This window comes from Providencia sp. PROV189, assembly GCF_028480065.1.
GTDB lineage: Bacteria > Pseudomonadota > Gammaproteobacteria > Enterobacterales > Enterobacteriaceae > Providencia > Providencia stuartii.
Genome location: NZ_JAMPOG010000010.1, coordinates 186,725 through 205,743, shown reverse-complemented (window position 1 = coordinate 205,743; position 19,019 = coordinate 186,725). Strand labels below are relative to the sequence as shown.

Below are 19,019 nucleotides of genomic sequence, written 5' to 3'. Positions count from 1 at the left end.
TTTAGGGGCGTAGTTCAATTGGTAGAGCACCGGTCTCCAAAACCGGGTGTTGGGAGTTCGAGCCTCTCCGCCCCTGCCAGTTACCAATTAAGTAAAAACAAAAGAAGTATCTTATTGATAACCCGATTACTTTAATCGGGTTTTTCTTTATGCAAAAATCGATAATTCCTACCTAAATTTGCGACCTATTCCTGTTATTTCTAAGTTAACTAGAGATCGGTTTAAGCCATTATTTGAAGCCCTGTTTTCTCGACATTTGAAATATTCAGGATGACTTTTTCGGTTTCAAACAATAGGTAAAACCGCCCAGTGAATTCAACATGAATCCATGCAAACTACGATGGTGAGAATGTTCAATCTGCGTAATATTTTTTAGCTGATCATTAATTGTTTCAATAATGAATCGATTAGCGATCATCGCTCTATCTCAGGCCACTAATAATTTTGGCTTCATATTTTTGCGTTGTCCTGTAACCAATGTTATTCCTTCCATCTTTAAATCTTCAGTTAATGCTTTGCTGATGTAAGTTCCGCGGCAACAATCTCATCAAGATGGTTAACGATGATGTGCTGCTTGAAACCGTAGAACCATTCTATCGTCTCTTTTCCTCTGGCCGCCGAGTTTTTAAAAAACCGATGTTTTGGGATCCGTAGGTTGTGGCACACTTTAATACTGGTAATAAACTCGATACCTGTTGGTTGACCTTTTAGATGGGTAAAGAAGGAACGTAATGGCACTCAACCCTTCGATATGACGTCAAAAAAACGCGTGTAGCTCAATAAGGTTGGAAAGTCTTTTTTGTGGTATACCACAATGAACCCAATATAAAAATGCTTCAAATCACGATGATGAGACATAGGGAATGCAATGATGATGGTCATAATTCCACTGCTTGTCATTCTTGTTTGGTGTAGCCGCTGACCTTTACCACTTTCAATCAAGTATTTTTGCCATTGTGGGATGAAAAATTTGCAAAATCATCGATGTGACAAAATAAGTCAACTAAATTATGCATAGTGGATTCCTTGGTGAACAATGATTTTTTGGTCGAAAGATCTGATCACCGAACCTACTTTTCGTTCCCTTCTTTTTTATTTTTCTTATCTCGAGTTCAGGTTAAGTTATTGGCTTGAACTGAAATAGCCCTGTCGTATGAGAGATTATTATGCGTAAGAGGCTAAATTAAAGAGGCTGATAAGAAAAAACGCCCGACAGTATTATCGAGCGTAGTTAAAACTGATAAGTAGTTAATCAGTTATGACGTAGGGGCTAATTGTGCGTTTTTAATGGGGGTTTTTATTAATTGATTAATCAATGCTTGTTGATCGTTCTTTTGTAACCAGACGGCGTAGAGTGGTTTTGTAATTACGGTCTCTGAGAGCGTTTTGAGTCCAGGGTACTGAATACTCCAGTGAGACGGTAAAAACGCGGCAGAAAGTGATACAGGCAGTAATTGACGAGCAATGTGTGCAGATGTCGTGATCATAACTGGCGAATCATCGGGCGTAAGGCTTGCGTCATTTTGAGGTTGAAAATCGGCACTCCACTCTAATTTGATATAATTATAATTTGTTAAAGCGATATTTTTTTGTGAGGCCATTAATTGAAGCTCAATAGTGCCTATGATGGTGCTTTCGAATTCATCCATTTTTGGCGGTTCAGTAGCAATTAATAAATCTAGCTCTCTCGAATGCAGTTGTTTCACCAGTGACTGCCGAGTCGAAACTCTCGCCTCTAAACGTAATTCATCATGCTGTTCATACAGTGATTGCATCCAATCGGTAAGGTAGCCTTCCCATAATGATGCGGTAGCACCTATCGACAATTCAGTATGCTGTGAAGCATGGGAGATCTCTTTTTTGGCTTGTAGCCATGTATTCATTAAGGATTCAGCGTAAGGAACTAAGCGCTCCCCAGCAGCCGTTAGCCTAATATTATTGCGGTGTCGCGTGAATAGGTTTGTACCGAGCTGTGTTTCGAGTTGCCGGATGCGAAAACTGACAGCTGATTGCGTTAAATAGAGTGATTCCGCGGCTCGGCCGAAGTGTCTGGTTCTACTGACTTCCAAAAATGTTTTTAATAACTCAGTATCCACATACATCTCCAATAATTTTTGTCGTGATGATTTAAATGTTTTGTTTTACAGATTGTCAATGCTGTCTAATACTCCGCGCCATAAAGAGTTGACAGTAATAAGTTAGGAGTGTGTCAGATGGCAGAAAGCTTCATCACGACTAATCGTTTTTTTGACAATAAACATTACCCACGTGGCTTTTCTCGTCATGGTGATTTTACCATCAAGGAAGCTCAGTTACTCGAGCGCCATGGCCAAGCTTTTTCTGAGCTTGATTCCGGCAAACGTGCAGCACAAACCGACGAAGAAAAACTTTTCGTTGCGGTTTGCCGCGGCGAAAGGGAACCTGTAACTCCTGAAGAAAAAGTGTGGGCGAAATATTCTAGCCGCATAAATCGTCCGAAACGCTTCCATACTCTCTCTGGCGGTAAGCCTCAGATAGACCCTTCGGATGACTATACAGATACAGACGATTAATATCATCAATATATTTAGAGGGGCTTACAGGCCCCTTAACTTATATGCGTTATAGTCACGTAAAGTAACGAAGCTGACTTTCTAAATCTCTCTATGAGGCCAGTGTAATAAGCGCTGCTACATCACCGTAAATTCATTTAGAGTGTACGCTTATGCCACTCTCATTCACCACCTCTCCAGCTACTCAGCTTACTTGTTTTTGCAAATGAAGCAATAACTTATCCATCGCTCTATAACCGAGAGCTTCGAGAAGATGGGGTTTTTCGATATTATTGGTATTTTGTAAGTCGGCAATAGTTCGAGCGACTCTTAAAATGCGATGCCAAGCACGTATCGATAACCCAAGTTTGTTTAAGGCATGCTCCAAAAAAAGTGAATCTTTGGATGTGAGTTGGCATAGGTTTGTCGTTTCTCTGGCGGTTAATTGGCTATTGAGTTTCCCCATTCTTTTCATTTGTATCTCTCTTGCAAGTATGACTCTAGCGCGGATTTGCTCACTATTTTCGCTTTGATACTGTTGATGACTGAGTGTACCCAACGGAAGCAGCGGTATTTCAATAGACAGATCAAATCGATCAAGAAAAGGACCTGAAACGCGTGATAAGTAGCGTAAGATTTTCGTGGAGGAGCTTCGGCAGTAATCACCTTGATATTGGCCTGTAGGGCTTGGGTTCAGTGCGGCGATGAGTTGAAAGTTGGCTGGGAAACACACTTTTGCTTTAGCGCGGGAAATAATAACTTGCCTTGATTCAAGTGGCTCACGTAATGCGTCAAGTACAGAGCGGCTAAACTCAGGCAATTCATCCAGAAATAAAATGCCATTATGGGCTAATGATATTTCACCGGGTTTAGGAAGGCTCCCTCCACCAATGAGTGCTGCCATTGACGCGCTATGGTGAGGAGCTCTAAAGGGCCTAGGAGGCCAAGGAGAAGTTAAATCGCTTGAATGGCATAGGCTATGTATAGAGGCGACTTCTAGGGCTTCCTGTGGCGTTAGGGACGGTAGTAATGTTTTTAGGCGACTTGCTAGCATCGTTTTTCCTGTGCCAGGAGGGCCTAATAACAATAAGTTGTGCCCACCACTTGCACAGATCTCTAACGCTCTTTTTCCCTGCTCTTGTCCAATAATATCGCTAATATTCCCGTCGCAAATGGGGGGCTCAGGGATTTCGGTCGGATGGAAATTACCTGATAATGTCATTTTCTCGTATAAAAAATGACAAAGTTCTAATAATGTTCCTGCAAACTTAACACTATTATCAGGTAATAAATTCAGCTCATATTGATTTTCAGATGAAAGAACGAGTTGCCTTTTTTGTGTTAATGCCGCGAGTGCGGCAGGGATAGCACCATTTACATGGCGAATATGACCAGACAAAGCGAGTTCACCGAGAAATTCATACTGATGAAGTATTTTTGTAGGCACTTGGCCTGATGACGCTAAGATAGCGATTGCTATCGCAAGATCGTAACGTCCCCCTTCTTTCGGGAGATCGGCAGGGGCTAAGTTAATCGTCATTTTTTTTGCAGGGAATTCAAAACCGCTGTTTAATAATGCGCTCCGTACTCTATCTCTCGATTCTTTTACAGCCGTTTCAGGTAAACCTACAAGTGTCAATCCAGGTAGCCCATTACTAATATGTGCTTCAACAGTAACCAGTGGCGCATTCATTCCTATCGATGCTCTTGTATACACAATTGCTAATGCCATATCTCCTCCCTTGAATAAACAGAGTAATATTCTGTTGAATAAAGAGCCGTTTCAATGGCTCTTTTTAAGGATGAGAGTGGGAAGGGAAACTTAAATGTAAAATATTTGCCACGGATTAAATTTTTGCGAAGGTGGTCGTAAAACTATTATTAATTAATATGTTATATGATATTAATTTATAGATAATAGAAATTAATTGAGAAGGAATTTTTTTAAAGATGAGGTGTAAATTAAAATTAATATCATCAATACTACGCTTGCTTGTTGGAATATCAGGCTGCGTATAATGGCTTCGCTATATGTATTTGCTGTAAATTCTATAAAACACTAGTTATTTATTCTGTTTGTTTTTTATCTATCTGATTTATATTGAAATATATTTTTTGATAATAAAAATTTAAAATAAAAGTTGTCAAAGTAATTTTAAAATGATACCTCTTTAATATAGATAACGAATAATACAGCGAAAGACAGAACCGATGAACGCATTTTTCCGAGTGATTAGCCTAATTATTATCAGCGTGGTGGTGATTATTATCCCACCGTGCGGGGCTGCACTTGGACGACGAAGGCTAAATTAGTAGCCAGATCTCACGAGAACCCCGCACCGAAAGGCGCGGGGTTTTTTTTGACGTAAAGTTTAGCAACATCATCAAACCTAAAAAAACAAAATAAATACAAATAGATAAATTAATTGGAAGACAGGAGAAAAGCATGAATGGGGCACAGTGGTTAGTTCAAGCATTGCGGACGCAGGGAGTGGAGACTGTTTTTGGCTATCCGGGAGGCGCTATCATGCCAGTGTATGACGCGCTGTATGATGGCGGGGTTGAGCATCTGTTGTGTCGCCATGAGCAAGGGGCGGTTATTGCCGCGATTGGTTATGCTCGCTCGACGTCAAAAACAGGGGTTTGTATTGCGACATCAGGGCCGGGAGCGACGAATTTAATCACTGGGTTAGCGGATGCTTTGTTAGATTCTGTGCCTGTTGTGGCTATCACGGGGCAAGTGAGTTCGGAATTTATTGGCACTGACGCTTTCCAAGAAATCGATGTTTTGGGTTTATCTCTGGCCTGTACTAAGCACAGTTTTTTAGTGGAATCCCTTGAAGACCTGCCTCGCATTGTTGCTGAAGCTTTCGCAATCGCAAATAGTGGTCGCCCAGGACCTGTACTGATTGATATTCCGAAAGATATTCAACTGCAGCAGGCAGATCTTGCGCCGTTTTTAATGCCTGTTGAACAGGATTTACCTATCCAGTCACATGAGGTTGCTGAGGCAAGAGAGTTACTCAAACAGTCGCAAAAACCAATGTTATATATCGGTGGTGGCGTTGGGATGTCAGGTGCGGTTGCCGAGCTAAGACGTTTTATTGATTACACGGGCATTCCTTCTGTGACAACTTTAAAAGGGCTAGGCGCAGTTGCACCTTCGGAGCCATATTATCTCGGAATGCTGGGGATGCATGGTACTAAGGCGGCAAACTTCGCGGTGCAGCGTTGTGATTTATTGATAGCCGTGGGCGCTCGCTTTGATGACCGTGTGACAGGTAAGTTAAATACATTCGCGCCAAATGCCAAAGTCATTCATATCGATATCGACCATGTTGAATTAGATAAATTGCGTCAAACTCACGTCGCTTTATTAGGTGATGCTAAAGCGTTATTACCTGAGTTGATGATGGAAAAAACGATTTCATCTTGGCAGGAAGAGGTACGGCAACTAAAGCATGAGTTTAGCTGGCGTTACGATCATCCCGGTGATGCTATCTACGCCCCTTTGCTGTTAAAGCAACTGTCTGATCGTATGAAGGCAAATACGGTTATCACGACAGATGTTGGGCAGCATCAAATGTGGTCGGCCCAACATATCGCGGTTGATGCACCTGAAGATTTTATTACTTCTAGTGGTTTGGGAACCATGGGCTTTGGTATTCCAGCCGCGATTGGCGCACAAGTGGCTCGTCCGGAAGACACTGTGGTTTGTGTCTCTGGAGATGGTTCTTTCATGATGAATGTACAAGAGCTTGGCACCATTAAACGTAAACAACTACCCGTTAAAATTTTATTGTTAGATAACCAGCGGTTAGGCATGGTTCGTCAGTGGCAAGAGCTGTTTTTTGAACAGCGTTATAGCGAAACGATTTTAACCGATAACCCTGATTTTGTGGCTTTGGCTCGGGCTTTTGATATCCCAGGGCGACGCATTACCTCAAAATCTGAAGTTGACGCAGCGCTTGATGAGTTACTCAACAGTGAAGGCGCTTATCTGTTACAGGTCTCAATAAATGAATTAGAAAACGTCTGGCCGTTGGTTCCACCAGGGGCGAGCAATGAAAAAATGATGGAGAAACCGTTATGATGCAACATCAACTCGCAATACTGGCCCGTTTCCGTCCTGAGGTTTTAGAGCGTATATTACGGGTGACTCGCCATCGTGGATTCCAAATCAGTTCGATGACTATGGATCATATGCCGGATGGTGATAATGTAAATATCGAAATGACCGTGAACAGCCAGCGTCCATTAGCTCAGTTATATGCTCAGTTAACTAAGCTGTCTGATGTTTCGGAAGTTGAAATAAGAGAACAAGAATCACGACTATTACGCACACAAAGTGCAATGTAAGGAATAAATAAAATGACTAAGAAAGCTGACTATATTTGGTTTAACGGTGAAATGACGCCATGGGCCGATGCAAAAGTACACGTTATGTCTCATGCTTTGCATTATGGTACATCGGTATTTGAAGGCGTCCGTTGCTATGATTCTCACAAGGGGCCTGTTGTTTTCCGCCATCGTGAGCACATGCAGCGTTTGCGTGATTCTGCAAAAATCTACCGTATGCCTGTCAGCTATAGCGTTGATGAGCTGATGGAAGCATGCCGTGAAACGTTACGTAAAAATAACTTAGTCAGTGCCTATATTCGTCCATTAGTCTTTATTGGTGATGTTGGTATGGGGGTTAATCCTCCAGATGGTTATAAAACAGATGTCATCATGGCGGCTTTCCCATGGGGAGCCTATTTAGGCGAAGAAGCTTTAGATCAAGGAATTGATGCTATGGTTTCCTCATGGAACCGCGTTGCAGCAAATACCATTCCTACTGGAGCAAAAGCGGGTGGTAACTATTTATCGTCGCTACTTGTTGGCAGTGAAGCACGTCGTCATGGCTATCAAGAGGGAATTGCATTAGATGTTAATGGTTATTTATCTGAAGGGGCTGGTGAAAATATTTTTGAAGTGAAAGATGGCATTTTATTTACACCACCATTCACATCTTCTGCACTGCCGGGGATCACTCGTGATGCGATTTTAACGTTAGCGAAGGATATGGGCATTGAAGTTCGTGAACAAACCTTATCACGTGAGTCTTTATACCTTGCTGATGAAGTGTTTATGACCGGAACCGCAGCTGAAATCACGCCAGTACGTAGTGTGGATGGCATTCAAGTGGGTATTGGTCGCTGTGGCCCTATGACCAAAAAGATCCAGCAAGCCTTCTTTGGTTTGTTTGATGGTACAACAGAAGATAAATGGGGTTGGTTAGATCCAGTTAACCCTTAATAACAAATACAGACAGATTTACAGGCGGTCGTTCCCCGCCTGTTTTAAAACACGGGAGTAAAGATATGCCGAAGTACCGTTCAGCAACCACCACCCATGGCCGTAATATGGCAGGCGCACGTGCATTATGGCGTGCCACCGGTATGACCGATGCTGATTTTGGAAAACCGATTATCGCAGTTGTTAACTCATTTACACAATTTGTACCGGGCCATGTGCATTTGCGTGACCTTGGCAAACTTGTCGCTGAGCAGATCGAAGCGGCAGGGGGTGTCGCTAAAGAGTTTAATACAATCGCTGTCGATGATGGCATTGCAATGGGGCATGGCGGGATGCTTTATTCCTTACCTTCCCGTGAGTTAATTGCAGATTCAGTCGAATATATGGTGAATGCACACTGTGCAGATGCCATGGTATGTATCTCTAACTGTGACAAAATCACACCGGGTATGTTAATGGCATCATTACGCCTAAATATCCCTGTTATTTTTGTTTCAGGTGGTCCTATGGAAGCTGGGAAAACCAAGCTTTCAGATCAAATTATCAAGTTAGACTTAGTGGATGCGATGATCCAAGGCGCGAACCCTAATGTAAGCGATGCGGACAGCGAACAAATTGAACGCTCTGCTTGCCCAACATGCGGCTCTTGCTCAGGTATGTTTACCGCTAACTCAATGAACTGTTTAACCGAAGCATTAGGGTTATCGCAACCAGGAAATGGGTCATTACTTGCGACCCATGCTGACCGTAAAGCGTTATTCATCAATGCTGGTAAGCGTATTGTTGAATTAACTAAGCGCTATTATGAGCAAGATGATGAAAGTGCATTGCCGCGTAATATCGCTAATAAATCCGCTTTTGAAAATGCGATGACATTGGATATTGCGATGGGGGGGTCAACCAATACGGTTTTACACCTGTTAGCAGCGGCTCAAGAAGCCGATGTTGATTTCACAATGGCAGATATTGACCGTTTGTCACGCAAAGTTCCGCATTTATGTAAAGTTGCGCCGAGCACCCAAAAATATCATATGGAAGATGTTCATCGTGCTGGTGGTGTTATTGGTATTTTAGGTGAGTTAAGCCGAGCAGGCCTGCTACAGCATAATGTTAAAAATATTTTAGGCCTGACACTTAAGCAGACACTTGAGCAATATGATGTGATGTTGACGCAAGATGAAGCCGTTAAGTCGATGTTTTCAGCGGGGCCTGCGGGTATTCGAACAACACAAGCCTTTTCGCAAAACTGTCGCTGGCCTTCTCTCGATACTGACCGTGAAAATGGCTGTATCCGTAATATAGAGCACGCCTACAGTTTAGATGGGGGCTTAGCGGTACTTGCGGGGAACATCGCGGAAGATGGCTGTATTGTGAAAACCGCAGGTGTTGATGAAGGTAGTTTAACTTTCCGTGGGCCTGCGAAGGTTTATGAAAGCCAAGATGATGCTGTAGAAGCCATTTTAGGCGGTAAGGTTGTTGAAGGGGATGTGGTTGTTATTCGCTATGAAGGCCCGAAAGGTGGCCCAGGCATGCAAGAAATGTTGTACCCAACCTCATACCTTAAATCAATGGGATTAGGGAAAACCTGTGCGCTCATTACAGATGGCCGCTTCTCAGGAGGAAGCTCCGGGTTATCCATTGGTCATATTTCACCTGAAGCCGCTAGTGGTGGATTGTTGGCATTGGTACAAGATGGCGACATTATTGATATCGATATTCCAAAGAGAACGATAGCACTTGATGTTGATGATAATGAGCTGAATAAACGCCGAGAAGCGGAATTGGCGCGTGGTGATAAAGCGTATACGCCACGTAATCGTCAGCGTGAGGTCTCTTTTGCATTGCGTGCCTACGCATCTCTTGCAACGAGTGCAGATAAGGGCGCTGTACGCGATAAATCTAAGCTGGGAGGCTAATGACGGTGGCTGCTGCAAAACCATTACCCTCTGCACCTACGGGTGCTGATTATTTAAAAGCGGCGCTCAGTGCGCCGGTTTATGAAGTGGCTCAGGTCACCCCATTGCAAGAGATGAGAAAAGTGTCTGCTCGCATGGGAAATACGATTTTAGTTAAACGTGAAGATAGGCAGCCTGTTCATAGCTTTAAGTTGCGTGGTGCTTACGCCATGATTGCTGGATTGACCGATGAACAAAAAGCGAAAGGTGTGGTTACCGCTTCTGCGGGGAACCATGCACAAGGCGTTGCATTATCGGCCAGTCGTGTTGGCGTGAAAGCAAAGATTGTCATGCCTGTGGCAACCGCAGATATTAAGGTCGACGCGGTACGTAATTTCGGTGGTGAAGCCATTTTGCATGGGGCAAATTTTGATGAAGCGAAAGCCAAAGCCATCGAAATGGCGACAAATGAGGGGTACACCTTTGTTCCCCCTTTTGATCACCCTTCTGTGATTGCAGGGCAAGCCACAATAGCATTGGAGTTGTTACAGCAAGATGCGCATCTTGATCGCATTTTTGTCCCCGTCGGTGGTGGTGGCCTGATTGCTGGCGTAGCGGTTCTGATCAAGCAATTGATGCCTGAGATTAAAATTATCGGCGTTGAAGCCGAAGACGCGGCATGTTTGAAAGCCGCATTGGCAGCGGGGCATCCGGTTGACTTGCCTCGAGTTGGCTTATTTGCTGAAGGCGTTGCGGTGAAGCGTATTGGCGATGAAACATTCCGTCTTTGCCAAAAATATGTGGATGATGTGATCACCGTAGACAGTGACGCGATTTGTGCGGCGTTGAAAGATATTTTTGAGGATGTGCGTGCGATTGCTGAGCCATCTGGAGCATTAGCACTAGCAGGCTTAAAAAAATATGTGCAACTGCACAACATTAAAGGCGAGCGTCTTGCACATGTTTTATCCGGTGCAAATATGAATTTCCATGGCCTGCGTTATGTTTCAGAGCGATGCGAAATTGGTGAGCAACGGGAGGCACTTCTTGCGGTCACGATCCCTGAACAAAAAGGCAGCTTTTTGCGTTTCTGCCAGTTATTAGGCCATCGTGCAGTCACGGAGTTTAATTATCGTTATACCGATGCAGATCCTGACCGTGCTTGTATCTTTGTGGGGGTGAGGTTAAGCGGTGGCGAAAACGAACGAAGTGAAATTATTCAAGAGTTGCAACAACATGGCTATGAAGTTGCCGACCTATCCGATGATGAAATGGCGAAATTACATGTACGTTATATGATTGGTGGTCGACCATCGAAGCCATTGGAGGAGCGCCTTTATAGTTTTGAGTTCCCAGAATCACCGGGGGCATTGTTAAAATTCTTAGAGACTCTGGGGACGTATTGGAATATTACACTGTTCCATTATCGTAGCCATGGCACTGATTATGGTCGTGTGTTAGCGGCGTTTGAGTTATCAGGTCCTGAGGTGCGTTTCGATAGGCACCTTGATGCGCTAGGTTATGAATATCATGATGAAACAGGGAACCCGTCATTTAGGTTCTTTTTAGCCCCCCAAAGCTCACCGCAAACATTAGATTGAGTGGTCGGGCAACAATTGCCAAAATGATTTGATGAGTGGTTCACTTAGGCGTTTGCTAAGCGAGCAAACGCCTAGCTCAAAGGGTTCAACCAGCGAAATATTGTCGAGTTGTAATATACGGCTGCGAACTGGCTCAGGGCTGTTATCAACAACGACGCTTGGTATCAAGGCAATACCACAGCCGAGTGCGACCATTGACACGATAGCTTCATGGCCTGAGACAGTTGCATAGATCACGGGATTATTGATGTGATGACGGCGAAACCAGAGTTCGATACGTTTTCGTGATGGTCCGTGTTCAGGCAGAATAAACGGGATCGCATTCCAGTCGGGCTGCTCTTCGGTAGCCATGGTTCGAACAGCACAAGGTAGTGCGGGGGCGATCAGTACCAATGGGATTTCACCAATTTTAGTAAACCTTACATTATCAGGAAGGCGTTCTGGTTTACCTGCGATCCCAAGGTCAGCTTCCTTGGTTTCTACTTTGTCGACAGCATCGGCCGCATCACCAGTGGTGAGTTTTATTTCTACCAGTGGATGCAGTGCGCGGAATTTATCCAGAATTTGTGGCAAGTGGCTATACGCGGCAGTGACAGAGCAAAAAAGGCGCAGTTCACCCGTAAGAGAAGGGCTTTGCTGGTTAAGGACATGCTGGAGTTGTTGATATTGTAATAAGGTTTGTTGAGCAAATTGTTTAAGGTGCTCACCCGCTTGGGTCAGTTTTACCGACCGATTATCACGAATAAAAAGTGGATGCCCTAGCTGCTCTTCTAAGCGTTGAATTTGCCGCGATAAAGTGGATGGACTGACATACATCGCCTTAGAGGTTCGACCAAAATGGCAACTTTCTGCTAAATGAAGAAATAGCTTTAAATCACGGATATCCATTTTTGTTTCAGCCTTAAGTTAAGTCAAAAGAGCGTTGCATAATATGCAACATTGTATTGTTAATATATCAATTTAAGCAATGCGAATCATCGCATATAGTAAAACCATAAACGCTAAATAGAAAAGCGACAGGCAGATGCCTGAAATAACGAACACAACAGAACAACGGAGTAAGACAATGGCGAATTATTTTAATACTTTGAATCTGCGTCAGCAGTTAGAGCAGTTAGGCAAATGTCGTTTCATGAAGCGCGAAGAGTTCGCGGATGAAGCAGGATACCTGAAAGGTAAAAAAATCGTCATCGTCGGTTGTGGTGCTCAAGGTTTAAACCAAGGCCTAAATATGCGTGATTCAGGTCTGGATATTGCTTACGCATTACGTGCTGAAGCGATCGCTGAAAAACGTGCATCATGGCGTAAAGCGACAGAAAACGGTTTTAAAGTCGGTACTTATGAAGAATTGATCCCTGAAGCGGATTTGGTCATTAACTTAACGCCAGACAAGCAGCACTCAGCGGTCGTTCGCGCTGTTCAGCCAATGATGAAGCAAGGCGCTGCATTAGGTTACTCGCACGGCTTTAACATTGTTGAAGTAGGTGAAGAGATCCGTAAAGATATTACTGTTGTGATGGTTGCTCCAAAGTGCCCAGGTACTGAGGTTCGCGAAGAGTATAAACGTGGTTTCGGTGTGCCAACGCTGATTGCTGTTCACCCTGAAAATGACCCTAAAGGTGAAGGTCTGGCTATTGCGAAAGCATGGGCTGCGGCAACTGGTGGACATCGTGCTGGTGTACTGGAGTCATCATTCGTTGCAGAAGTTAAATCTGACTTGATGGGTGAACAAACCATCCTGTGTGGTATGTTGCAAGCGGGCGCTCTGCTTTGTTATGACAAGATGGTTGCTGATGGTGTTGAGCCAGGCTATGCCGGTAAATTAATCCAATTCGGTTGGGAAACAATTACCGAAGCATTGAAGCAAGGTGGTATCACGCTGATGATGGATCGTCTGTCAAACCCTGCGAAATTGCGCGCATTTGCACTGTCTGAGCAACTGAAAACAATCATGGCTCCTTTGTTCCAAAAACATATGGATGACATTATTTCTGGTAAATTCTCAGAAACCATGATGGCTGACTGGGCAAATGATGATAAGAATTTGCTGGCTTGGCGTGAAGAAACCGGTAAAACACCATTTGAAAACTACCCTGAATATGAAGGAAAAATCGCTGAGCAAGAGTATTTTGACCACGGTGTTTTGTTAGTTGCAATGGTTAAAGCTGGGGTTGAGTTGGCGTTTGATACTATGCTGGAAGCTGGGATCCTTGAGGAATCCGCTTATTACGAGTCACTGCACGAGCTGCCACTGATAGCCAATACTATCGCTCGTAAACGCCTGTATGAAATGAACGTGGTTATTTCAGATACGGCGGAATATGGTAACTACCTGTTCTCGTTCGCGGCTGTGCCAATGTTGAAAGACTTTATGAGCAAACTGCAAGCGGGAGATTTGGCGAAACCTGTTGCTGATAATGGCACCGATAATGCACAACTGCGTGATGTTAATGAAGCTATCCGTAACCACCCAATTGAGAAAATCGGTAAGACGCTGCGTGGATATATGACAGATATGAAACGCATTTCAGTGGGTGGCTAACTTTTCGTCACACTAGCACTATTCGCCGTTTTCCTTTAACGCGAATAGTTTAGAAAAATATATTAGATATAAAATAATATCGTATTGAAAACCGTGTTGTTCTGAATGACACGGTTTTTTTGTTTTTCAGACTCGACCGTCACAGATAGAAATATGCAGTTAAATGGATACATGATGGTTTAGCCGTTTTTATGCGCCGAGTGCTTTCTGCTACAATCGACAACAATCTGTCTTTTTGAAAATAACCTGATCTAGAGAAACCATGCGATTAAATCCAAGCCAGCAGCAGGCTGTTGAATTTGTGGATGGCCCATGCCTTGTATTGGCTGGTGCCGGCTCGGGAAAAACCCGAGTGATAACGAATAAAATAGCACACCTGATCCGCCAATGTGGCTATCAACCACGTCAAATTGCGGCGGTCACCTTTACCAATAAAGCCGCTCGTGAAATGAAAGAGCGTGTCGCACAAACATTGGGGCGGAAAGAAGCTCGAGGGTTAATTATCTCTACATTTCATACCTTGGGCTTGGAGATCATTAAACGTGAATATAAGGCGTTAGGTATTAAGGCTAATTTTTCTCTGTTTGATGATCAGGACCAAATGGCATTGCTCAAAGAGCTCACTTTTGATCTGCTAGAGGAAGATAAAGATCTTTTGCAGCAACTGATCTCATCGATCTCGAATTGGAAAAATGATCTGTTAGCACCAGAGCAGGTGTTGGCGAAAGTGAGAAGTGAGAAAGAGCATCGTTTTGCAGAGTGTTATCGTCGTTACGAATTGCATTTAAAAAGCTGTAACGTATTGGATTTCGATGATTTGATCAGTAAGCCGACCTTACTTTTATCCCATAACGAAGAGGTGCGGGAGCGTTGGCAACAAAAAATTCGCTATTTGCTGGTGGATGAGTATCAGGATACCAATACAAGCCAATATCAATTGGTTAAATTGCTGGTGGGTCAGCGTGCGCGGTTTACGGTAGTTGGCGATGATGACCAATCTATCTACTCTTGGCGTGGTGCTCGCCCACAAAACTTAGTGCTATTGAGTCAGGATTTTCCAAAGTTAAATGTGATTAAGTTGGAGCAAAACTATCGTTCATCGGAGCGCATACTAAAAGCAGCCAATATTTTGATTGCAAATAACCCCCACGTATTTGAGAAAAAATTATTTTCGACACTAGGTTATGGAGCACCACTTAAGGTTATTACGGCCAATAATGAAGATCATGAAGCTGAAAGAGTTATCGGTGAATTGATAGCGCATCACTTTATTAATAAAACACAATATAAAGATTATGCCATTTTGTATCGCGGTAACCATCAATCGCGTATCTTTGAAAAAATGTTGATGCAAAACCGCATTCCTTACCGTATTTCAGGGGGAACATCATTCTTTTCTCGCCCAGAAATCAAAGATTTATTAGCGTATTTGCGAGTAATCACTAACCCTGAAGATGACAGTGCTTTTTTGCGCATTGTAAATACGCCACGCCGTGAAATTGGGCCAAAAACGATCCAAAAATTAGGTGAATGGGCTAATCAACGCGGTAAAAGTTTATATCAAGCTAGTTTTGATTTAGGACTGGAGCAAACATTAACAGGCAAAGGATTAACCGCGCTACAGCAGTTCACACGTTGGATGGAGAAAATTGTTCAACAGTCTGAGCGTGAGCCATTATTGGCCGTGCGTGATTTACTGCGTGAAATGGACTATGAAAGTTGGCTCTATGAAACTTCGGCAAGTACGAAAGCTGCTGAGATGCGAATGAAAAACGTCAATCAGTTGTTTACATGGATGAGTGAAATGATTGAAGGTGACGACTTGAATGATCCTATGTCGTTAGATCAGGTTGTAACGCGTTTTACGCTGCGCGATATGATGGAGCGCGGTGAAGATGATGAAGAATCAGATCAAGTGCAATTAATGACATTACACGCATCTAAAGGGCTGGAGTTCCCTTATGTGTTTTTAGTAGGGATGGAAGAGGGGTTGTTACCGCATCAAAGTAGTATTGATGAGGATAACATCGATGAAGAGCGGCGGTTAGCTTATGTTGGAATAACACGGGCACAAAAAGAGCTATTTTTTAGCCATTGCCGTGAACGTCGACAATACGGTGAATTAATCCGCCCTGAGCTAAGTCGCTTTTTATTAGAATTGCCGCAAGATGATTTAGAGTGGGAACAGCAACGAAAAGTGGTGACCGCGGAAGAGCGGATGCAAAAAGGACAATCTGCACTCGCTGATATTAAGGCTCGTTTAGGATTAAATAAGAAAAGCTAGCAGAAATGACCCCTCACATTCACTGTAACGAATGTGAGGGGGAAAATTAATTGTTGGAGCTATTACGCTCTTCAAGTTTCAAAGGCCAGTTAACATAACCTTGCCACTGAACTTCTTGTTGCAAGTTTTCTGCTCGTAATGGATGCTCTGCGAGCCAGCGGTAAGGCAATACAATCGTCAGAGAATGGGTCTCTGCATGAAGTCGTAATGCTGGCAATGTATCATCTCGCCGACGGCTTGCAAAAAGAATAGCTAATCGCAACAGGCGACATAAATGATAAGCTTGTTGCATGGGTAAAGCATTTTGTTGACTGAGTGTGGCTAGATCAACAGGCCCGTGTTGATTGCGGAGTAATGCAGCCAGTAAGCGCTTTTGTGCAGGAGTAAAGCCAGGAAGGTCAAGGTTAGTGATAAGGTAACTGGCATGCTCCGGCCCTTTGCGGAAGTCAACGCTTAAACCGATTTCATGCAAAGCACAGGCACTTGATAACAAATCACGGCAGCGTAGGTCTAGCTGCCAATTTTTAGAGACCTGTAAAAAGAAATGCTCTGCTAATTGGCTAACGCGGGCAGCTTGCTCGATATCGACTTGAAAGCGACGCTGAATAATACGCAAGGTACGAGCGCGAATATCTTGCTCAATGGGTAATTCAAGCATGCCGTAAACTAACCCTTCACGCAATGCACCACCCGCTAAAGTCATATTATCAATCGATAAAGCTTTAAAAATAGCGATGAGGATAGACAGACCGCTTGGGAATACCAGCGCTCGCTCAAAGGTGAGCCCTTCAATTTCTAACTCTTCAAGCTTGTGGCATTGAATGGCTTTATATTTAAGCTGTTGTAGCTTATCTAAGGTGATCAGCTCATCCATGCCTTGCGCGATCATGATTTCTTGGATGGCTTGAACGGTGCCTGATGCACCAACACAAATTTTCCAACCATGATTTTTTAAGGTATCCGCAATAGGGGCAATCACCGCGTGGGCGGCTAACTCCGCTTGAGTAAAATTCTCCTCGGTGAGTGTGCGATCACTAAAATATTTTTCTAGCCAAGTGACGCAACCCATTTCAAGGCTAAATAGCTGAGTGGCTTTGGCACCGATACCTGTAACCAGCTCGGTACTACCTCCCCCAATATCAACGACTAAACGCTGATCGGGGCCTCCGGTTGTGTGAGCAACGCCTTGGTAAATTAAGCGCGCCTCTTCTTCTCCTTGAATAACTTTGACGGTATTACCTAGAATTTCACTGGCTTTTTGCACAAAAACATCGGCATTTTTAGCCAGCCGCAATGTTGCAGTCGCGACGACACGGATTTGAGCGCTAGGGATATCTTGTAAGTGCTCTGAAAAGAGCCTCAAACATTGCCAACCGCGCTCCATAGCTTGTTCTGACAGCATATTATTGCCATCTAAACCAGCGGCTAGGCGCACTTTGCGTTTTACTCTCGAAATAATTTGAATACTGCCTGCAACTTCACGAACGATCAGCATATGAAAACTGTTCGAACCTAAATCAATTGCTGCATAGAGAGAAGAAGATTTCAGCATATCGTTATTACTCAGCCTGAACGTTTATGGTTGTTACGTGGGCCATTATGGCGACGTGGCGAATTTGAATTGCGACGAGGCCCTCCTGGACGCGGACGATGGCGGCGTTTCGGAGCAGGAAGGTCAGTTAATAACGCTTCGCTGTTGTACTTACTCACTGGAATCGAATGTTGAATGTACTCTTCGATGGCGGGTAGATTCAAAGCGTACTCTTCACAAGCAAGGCTGATTGAATGACCACTTTCGCCTGCACGACCAGTACGACCAATGCGGTGTACATAGTCTTCACAATCATCAGGTAAGTCATAGTTAAAGACATGGGTAACAGAAGGAATATGTAACCCGCGAGCAGCGACATCGGTCGCAACTAAAATATCGAGATTACCTTGAGTAAACTCTTCTAAAATACGCAGTCGTTTCTTCTGAGCAACATCTCCGGTGAGTAGCCCTACACGATGACCGTCAGCCGCAAGGTGTGCCCAAATCTCATCGCAACGATGTTTGGTATTGGCAAAAATAATACAACGCTCTGGCCACTCTTCTTCAAGCAACGTTTGCAATAAGCGCATTTTCTCTTCATTTGAAGGATAAAACAGCTCTTCTTTAATACGGTGACCCGTTTTTTGTAACGGCTCGACTTCAATATATTCAGGGCTATTCATCTGTTCAAAAGCAAGTTCTCTGACACGGTAAGAGAGCGTAGCTGAAAAGAGTAGGTTTAACCTTTCGGTTACCGCAGGCATGCGACGGAATAACCAACGAATATCTTTAATAAAGCCCAGATCGTACATGCGATCAGCTTCATCTAGAACAACCACTTGTACGGCATTTAAGTCAATATGACCTTGTTTTGCATAGTCAATTAAACGTCCCGTTGTGCCGATAAGAATATCAACACCATTTTGTAGCACCTTTAATTGCTCATCATAGCCATCACCGCCATAGGCTAACCCCATTTTTAGACCCGTATACTCAGCAAGCTCTTTTGCATCTGAGTAGATTTGCACTGCCAGTTCACGGGTGGGTGCCATAATCAGCGCTCGGGGCTGATTGACTTTTTTACCCTCAATCGAAGGGTGAGTTAGTAAATAATGAAATGTAGACGTTAAAAATGCTAACGTTTTACCCGTTCCTGTTTGCGCTTGCCCCGCAACATCTTTGCCTTCGACAGTGAAAGGCAGGGTAGACGCCTGTATAGGCGTGCAAAAATTGAAGCCTTTTTTATTTAGGGCCTCAATGACTTTGGGGTGTAAGGCGAAGTCGGAAAACTTCTTTTCTGTCAAGTGTGCTTTACTCATAGTGTGGTAGAATATCAG

General features: G+C 43.7%; 14 protein-coding genes, 1 tRNA gene and 1 pseudogene. 10 read left to right on the top strand and 6 right to left on the bottom strand.

What is annotated here, in order from left to right; genetic code table 11:
- Positions 1-3: 3 nt before the first annotated feature.
- Positions 4-79, top strand: a tRNA-Trp gene (locus PR833_RS08970).
- Positions 80-221: 142 nt separating this feature from the next.
- Here PR833_RS08970 and PR833_RS08965 read toward each other — a convergent pair.
- Together PR833_RS08965 and hdfR are read right to left on the bottom strand one after the other, a co-directional pair.
- Positions 222-1,016, bottom strand: a pseudogene (locus PR833_RS08965) (transposase).
- 240 nt (positions 1,017-1,256) lie between these two features.
- Positions 1,257-2,102 (bottom strand): HTH-type transcriptional regulator HdfR, encoded by an 846-nt coding sequence (gene hdfR, locus PR833_RS08960; RefSeq protein ID WP_004915423.1) that lies wholly within the window; start codon positions 2,100-2,102, stop codon positions 1,257-1,259.
- A gap of 111 nt (positions 2,103-2,213) precedes the next feature.
- Between hdfR and PR833_RS08955 the strand changes: the two genes are divergently transcribed.
- Complete coding sequence (locus PR833_RS08955) at positions 2,214-2,552, top strand: DUF413 domain-containing protein (protein ID WP_004915426.1); 339 nt, start codon at positions 2,214-2,216, stop codon at positions 2,550-2,552.
- Positions 2,553-2,736: 184 nt separating this feature from the next.
- On the opposite strand, the gene PR833_RS08950 is transcribed toward PR833_RS08955, so the two are convergent.
- Positions 2,737-4,263: a YifB family Mg chelatase-like AAA ATPase gene (locus PR833_RS08950; RefSeq protein ID WP_004915428.1), complete on the bottom strand. Its 1,527-nt coding sequence runs from the start codon at positions 4,261-4,263 to the stop codon at positions 2,737-2,739.
- A 479-nt stretch (positions 4,264-4,742) separates the two neighbouring features.
- On the opposite strand from PR833_RS08950, the gene ilvL reads away from it, so the two are divergent.
- The 6 genes from ilvL (at position 4,743) to ilvA (ending at position 11,325) form a co-directional block, all read left to right on the top strand.
- A complete protein-coding gene (ilvL, locus tag PR833_RS08945) occupies positions 4,743-4,844 on the top strand; it encodes an ilv operon leader peptide (protein ID WP_071599630.1) in 102 nt (33 codons plus the stop codon).
- A gap of 133 nt (positions 4,845-4,977) precedes the next feature.
- Entirely contained in the window at positions 4,978-6,624 is a 1,647-nt protein-coding gene (ilvG, locus tag PR833_RS08940; protein WP_004915430.1) for an acetolactate synthase 2 catalytic subunit, read from the top strand.
- Positions 6,621-6,890, top strand: a complete 270-nt coding sequence (gene ilvM, locus PR833_RS08935) for an acetolactate synthase 2 small subunit (protein ID WP_004915433.1) — start codon at positions 6,621-6,623, stop codon at positions 6,888-6,890. The genes ilvG and ilvM overlap by 4 nt, the downstream gene beginning before the upstream one ends.
- Positions 6,891-6,902: 12 nt before the next feature.
- Positions 6,903-7,829 carry a branched-chain amino acid transaminase gene (locus PR833_RS08930; protein WP_004915437.1) on the top strand — a complete coding sequence of 309 codons (927 nt, stop codon included), beginning with the start codon at positions 6,903-6,905 and terminating at the stop codon, positions 7,827-7,829.
- 65 nt (positions 7,830-7,894) lie between these two features.
- Positions 7,895-9,745, top strand: coding sequence for a dihydroxy-acid dehydratase (ilvD, locus tag PR833_RS08925; protein ID WP_014657278.1), 1,851 nt, complete (start codon positions 7,895-7,897; stop codon positions 9,743-9,745).
- A gap of 5 nt (positions 9,746-9,750) precedes the next feature.
- Entirely contained in the window at positions 9,751-11,325 is a 1,575-nt protein-coding gene (gene ilvA, locus PR833_RS08920) for a threonine ammonia-lyase, biosynthetic (protein ID WP_171831062.1), read from the top strand.
- Here ilvA and ilvY read toward each other — a convergent pair.
- On the bottom strand, positions 11,317-12,213 hold the full coding sequence (ilvY, locus tag PR833_RS08915; protein WP_004915447.1) for an HTH-type transcriptional activator IlvY: 897 nt from the start codon (positions 12,211-12,213) through the stop codon (positions 11,317-11,319). The genes ilvA and ilvY overlap by 9 nt on opposite strands.
- 178 nt (positions 12,214-12,391) lie before the next feature.
- On the opposite strand from ilvY, the gene ilvC reads away from it, so the two are divergent.
- Entirely contained in the window at positions 12,392-13,867 is a 1,476-nt protein-coding gene (gene ilvC, locus PR833_RS08910) for a ketol-acid reductoisomerase (protein ID WP_014657279.1), read from the top strand.
- A 262-nt stretch (positions 13,868-14,129) separates the two neighbouring features.
- Positions 14,130-16,151 (top strand): DNA helicase Rep, encoded by a 2,022-nt coding sequence (gene rep / locus PR833_RS08905; protein WP_004915452.1) that lies wholly within the window; start codon positions 14,130-14,132, stop codon positions 16,149-16,151.
- A gap of 46 nt (positions 16,152-16,197) precedes the next feature.
- On the opposite strand, the gene gppA is transcribed toward rep, so the two are convergent.
- Together gppA and rhlB are read right to left on the bottom strand one after the other, a co-directional pair.
- A complete protein-coding gene (gene gppA / locus PR833_RS08900; protein WP_272526036.1) occupies positions 16,198-17,703 on the bottom strand; it encodes a guanosine-5'-triphosphate,3'-diphosphate diphosphatase in 1,506 nt (501 codons plus the stop codon).
- Positions 17,704-17,714: 11 nt separating this feature from the next.
- Positions 17,715-19,001 carry an ATP-dependent RNA helicase RhlB gene (gene rhlB / locus PR833_RS08895; protein WP_004915459.1) on the bottom strand — a complete coding sequence of 429 codons (1,287 nt, stop codon included), beginning with the start codon at positions 18,999-19,001 and terminating at the stop codon, positions 17,715-17,717.
- Positions 19,002-19,019: the final 18 nt, after the last annotated feature.

Coding starts and splice junctions, on each gene's coding strand:
- hdfR (WP_004915423.1), bottom strand. CDS start 2,102: ATGTATGTGGATACTGAGTTATTAAAAACATTTTTGGAAGTCAGTAGA.
- PR833_RS08955 (WP_004915426.1), top strand. CDS start 2,214: ATGGCAGAAAGCTTCATCACGACTAATCGTTTTTTTGACAATAAACAT.
- PR833_RS08950 (WP_004915428.1), bottom strand. CDS start 4,263: ATGGCATTAGCAATTGTGTATACAAGAGCATCGATAGGAATGAATGCG.
- ilvL (WP_071599630.1), top strand. CDS start 4,743: ATGAACGCATTTTTCCGAGTGATTAGCCTAATTATTATCAGCGTGGTG.
- ilvG (WP_004915430.1), top strand. CDS start 4,978: ATGAATGGGGCACAGTGGTTAGTTCAAGCATTGCGGACGCAGGGAGTG.
- ilvM (WP_004915433.1), top strand. CDS start 6,621: ATGATGCAACATCAACTCGCAATACTGGCCCGTTTCCGTCCTGAGGTT.
- PR833_RS08930 (WP_004915437.1), top strand. CDS start 6,903: ATGACTAAGAAAGCTGACTATATTTGGTTTAACGGTGAAATGACGCCA.
- ilvD (WP_014657278.1), top strand. CDS start 7,895: ATGCCGAAGTACCGTTCAGCAACCACCACCCATGGCCGTAATATGGCA.
- ilvY (WP_004915447.1), bottom strand. CDS start 12,213: ATGGATATCCGTGATTTAAAGCTATTTCTTCATTTAGCAGAAAGTTGC.
- ilvC (WP_014657279.1), top strand. CDS start 12,392: ATGGCGAATTATTTTAATACTTTGAATCTGCGTCAGCAGTTAGAGCAG.
- rep (WP_004915452.1), top strand. CDS start 14,130: ATGCGATTAAATCCAAGCCAGCAGCAGGCTGTTGAATTTGTGGATGGC.
- gppA (WP_272526036.1), bottom strand. CDS start 17,703: ATGCTGAAATCTTCTTCTCTCTATGCAGCAATTGATTTAGGTTCGAAC.
- rhlB (WP_004915459.1), bottom strand. CDS start 19,001: ATGAGTAAAGCACACTTGACAGAAAAGAAGTTTTCCGACTTCGCCTTA.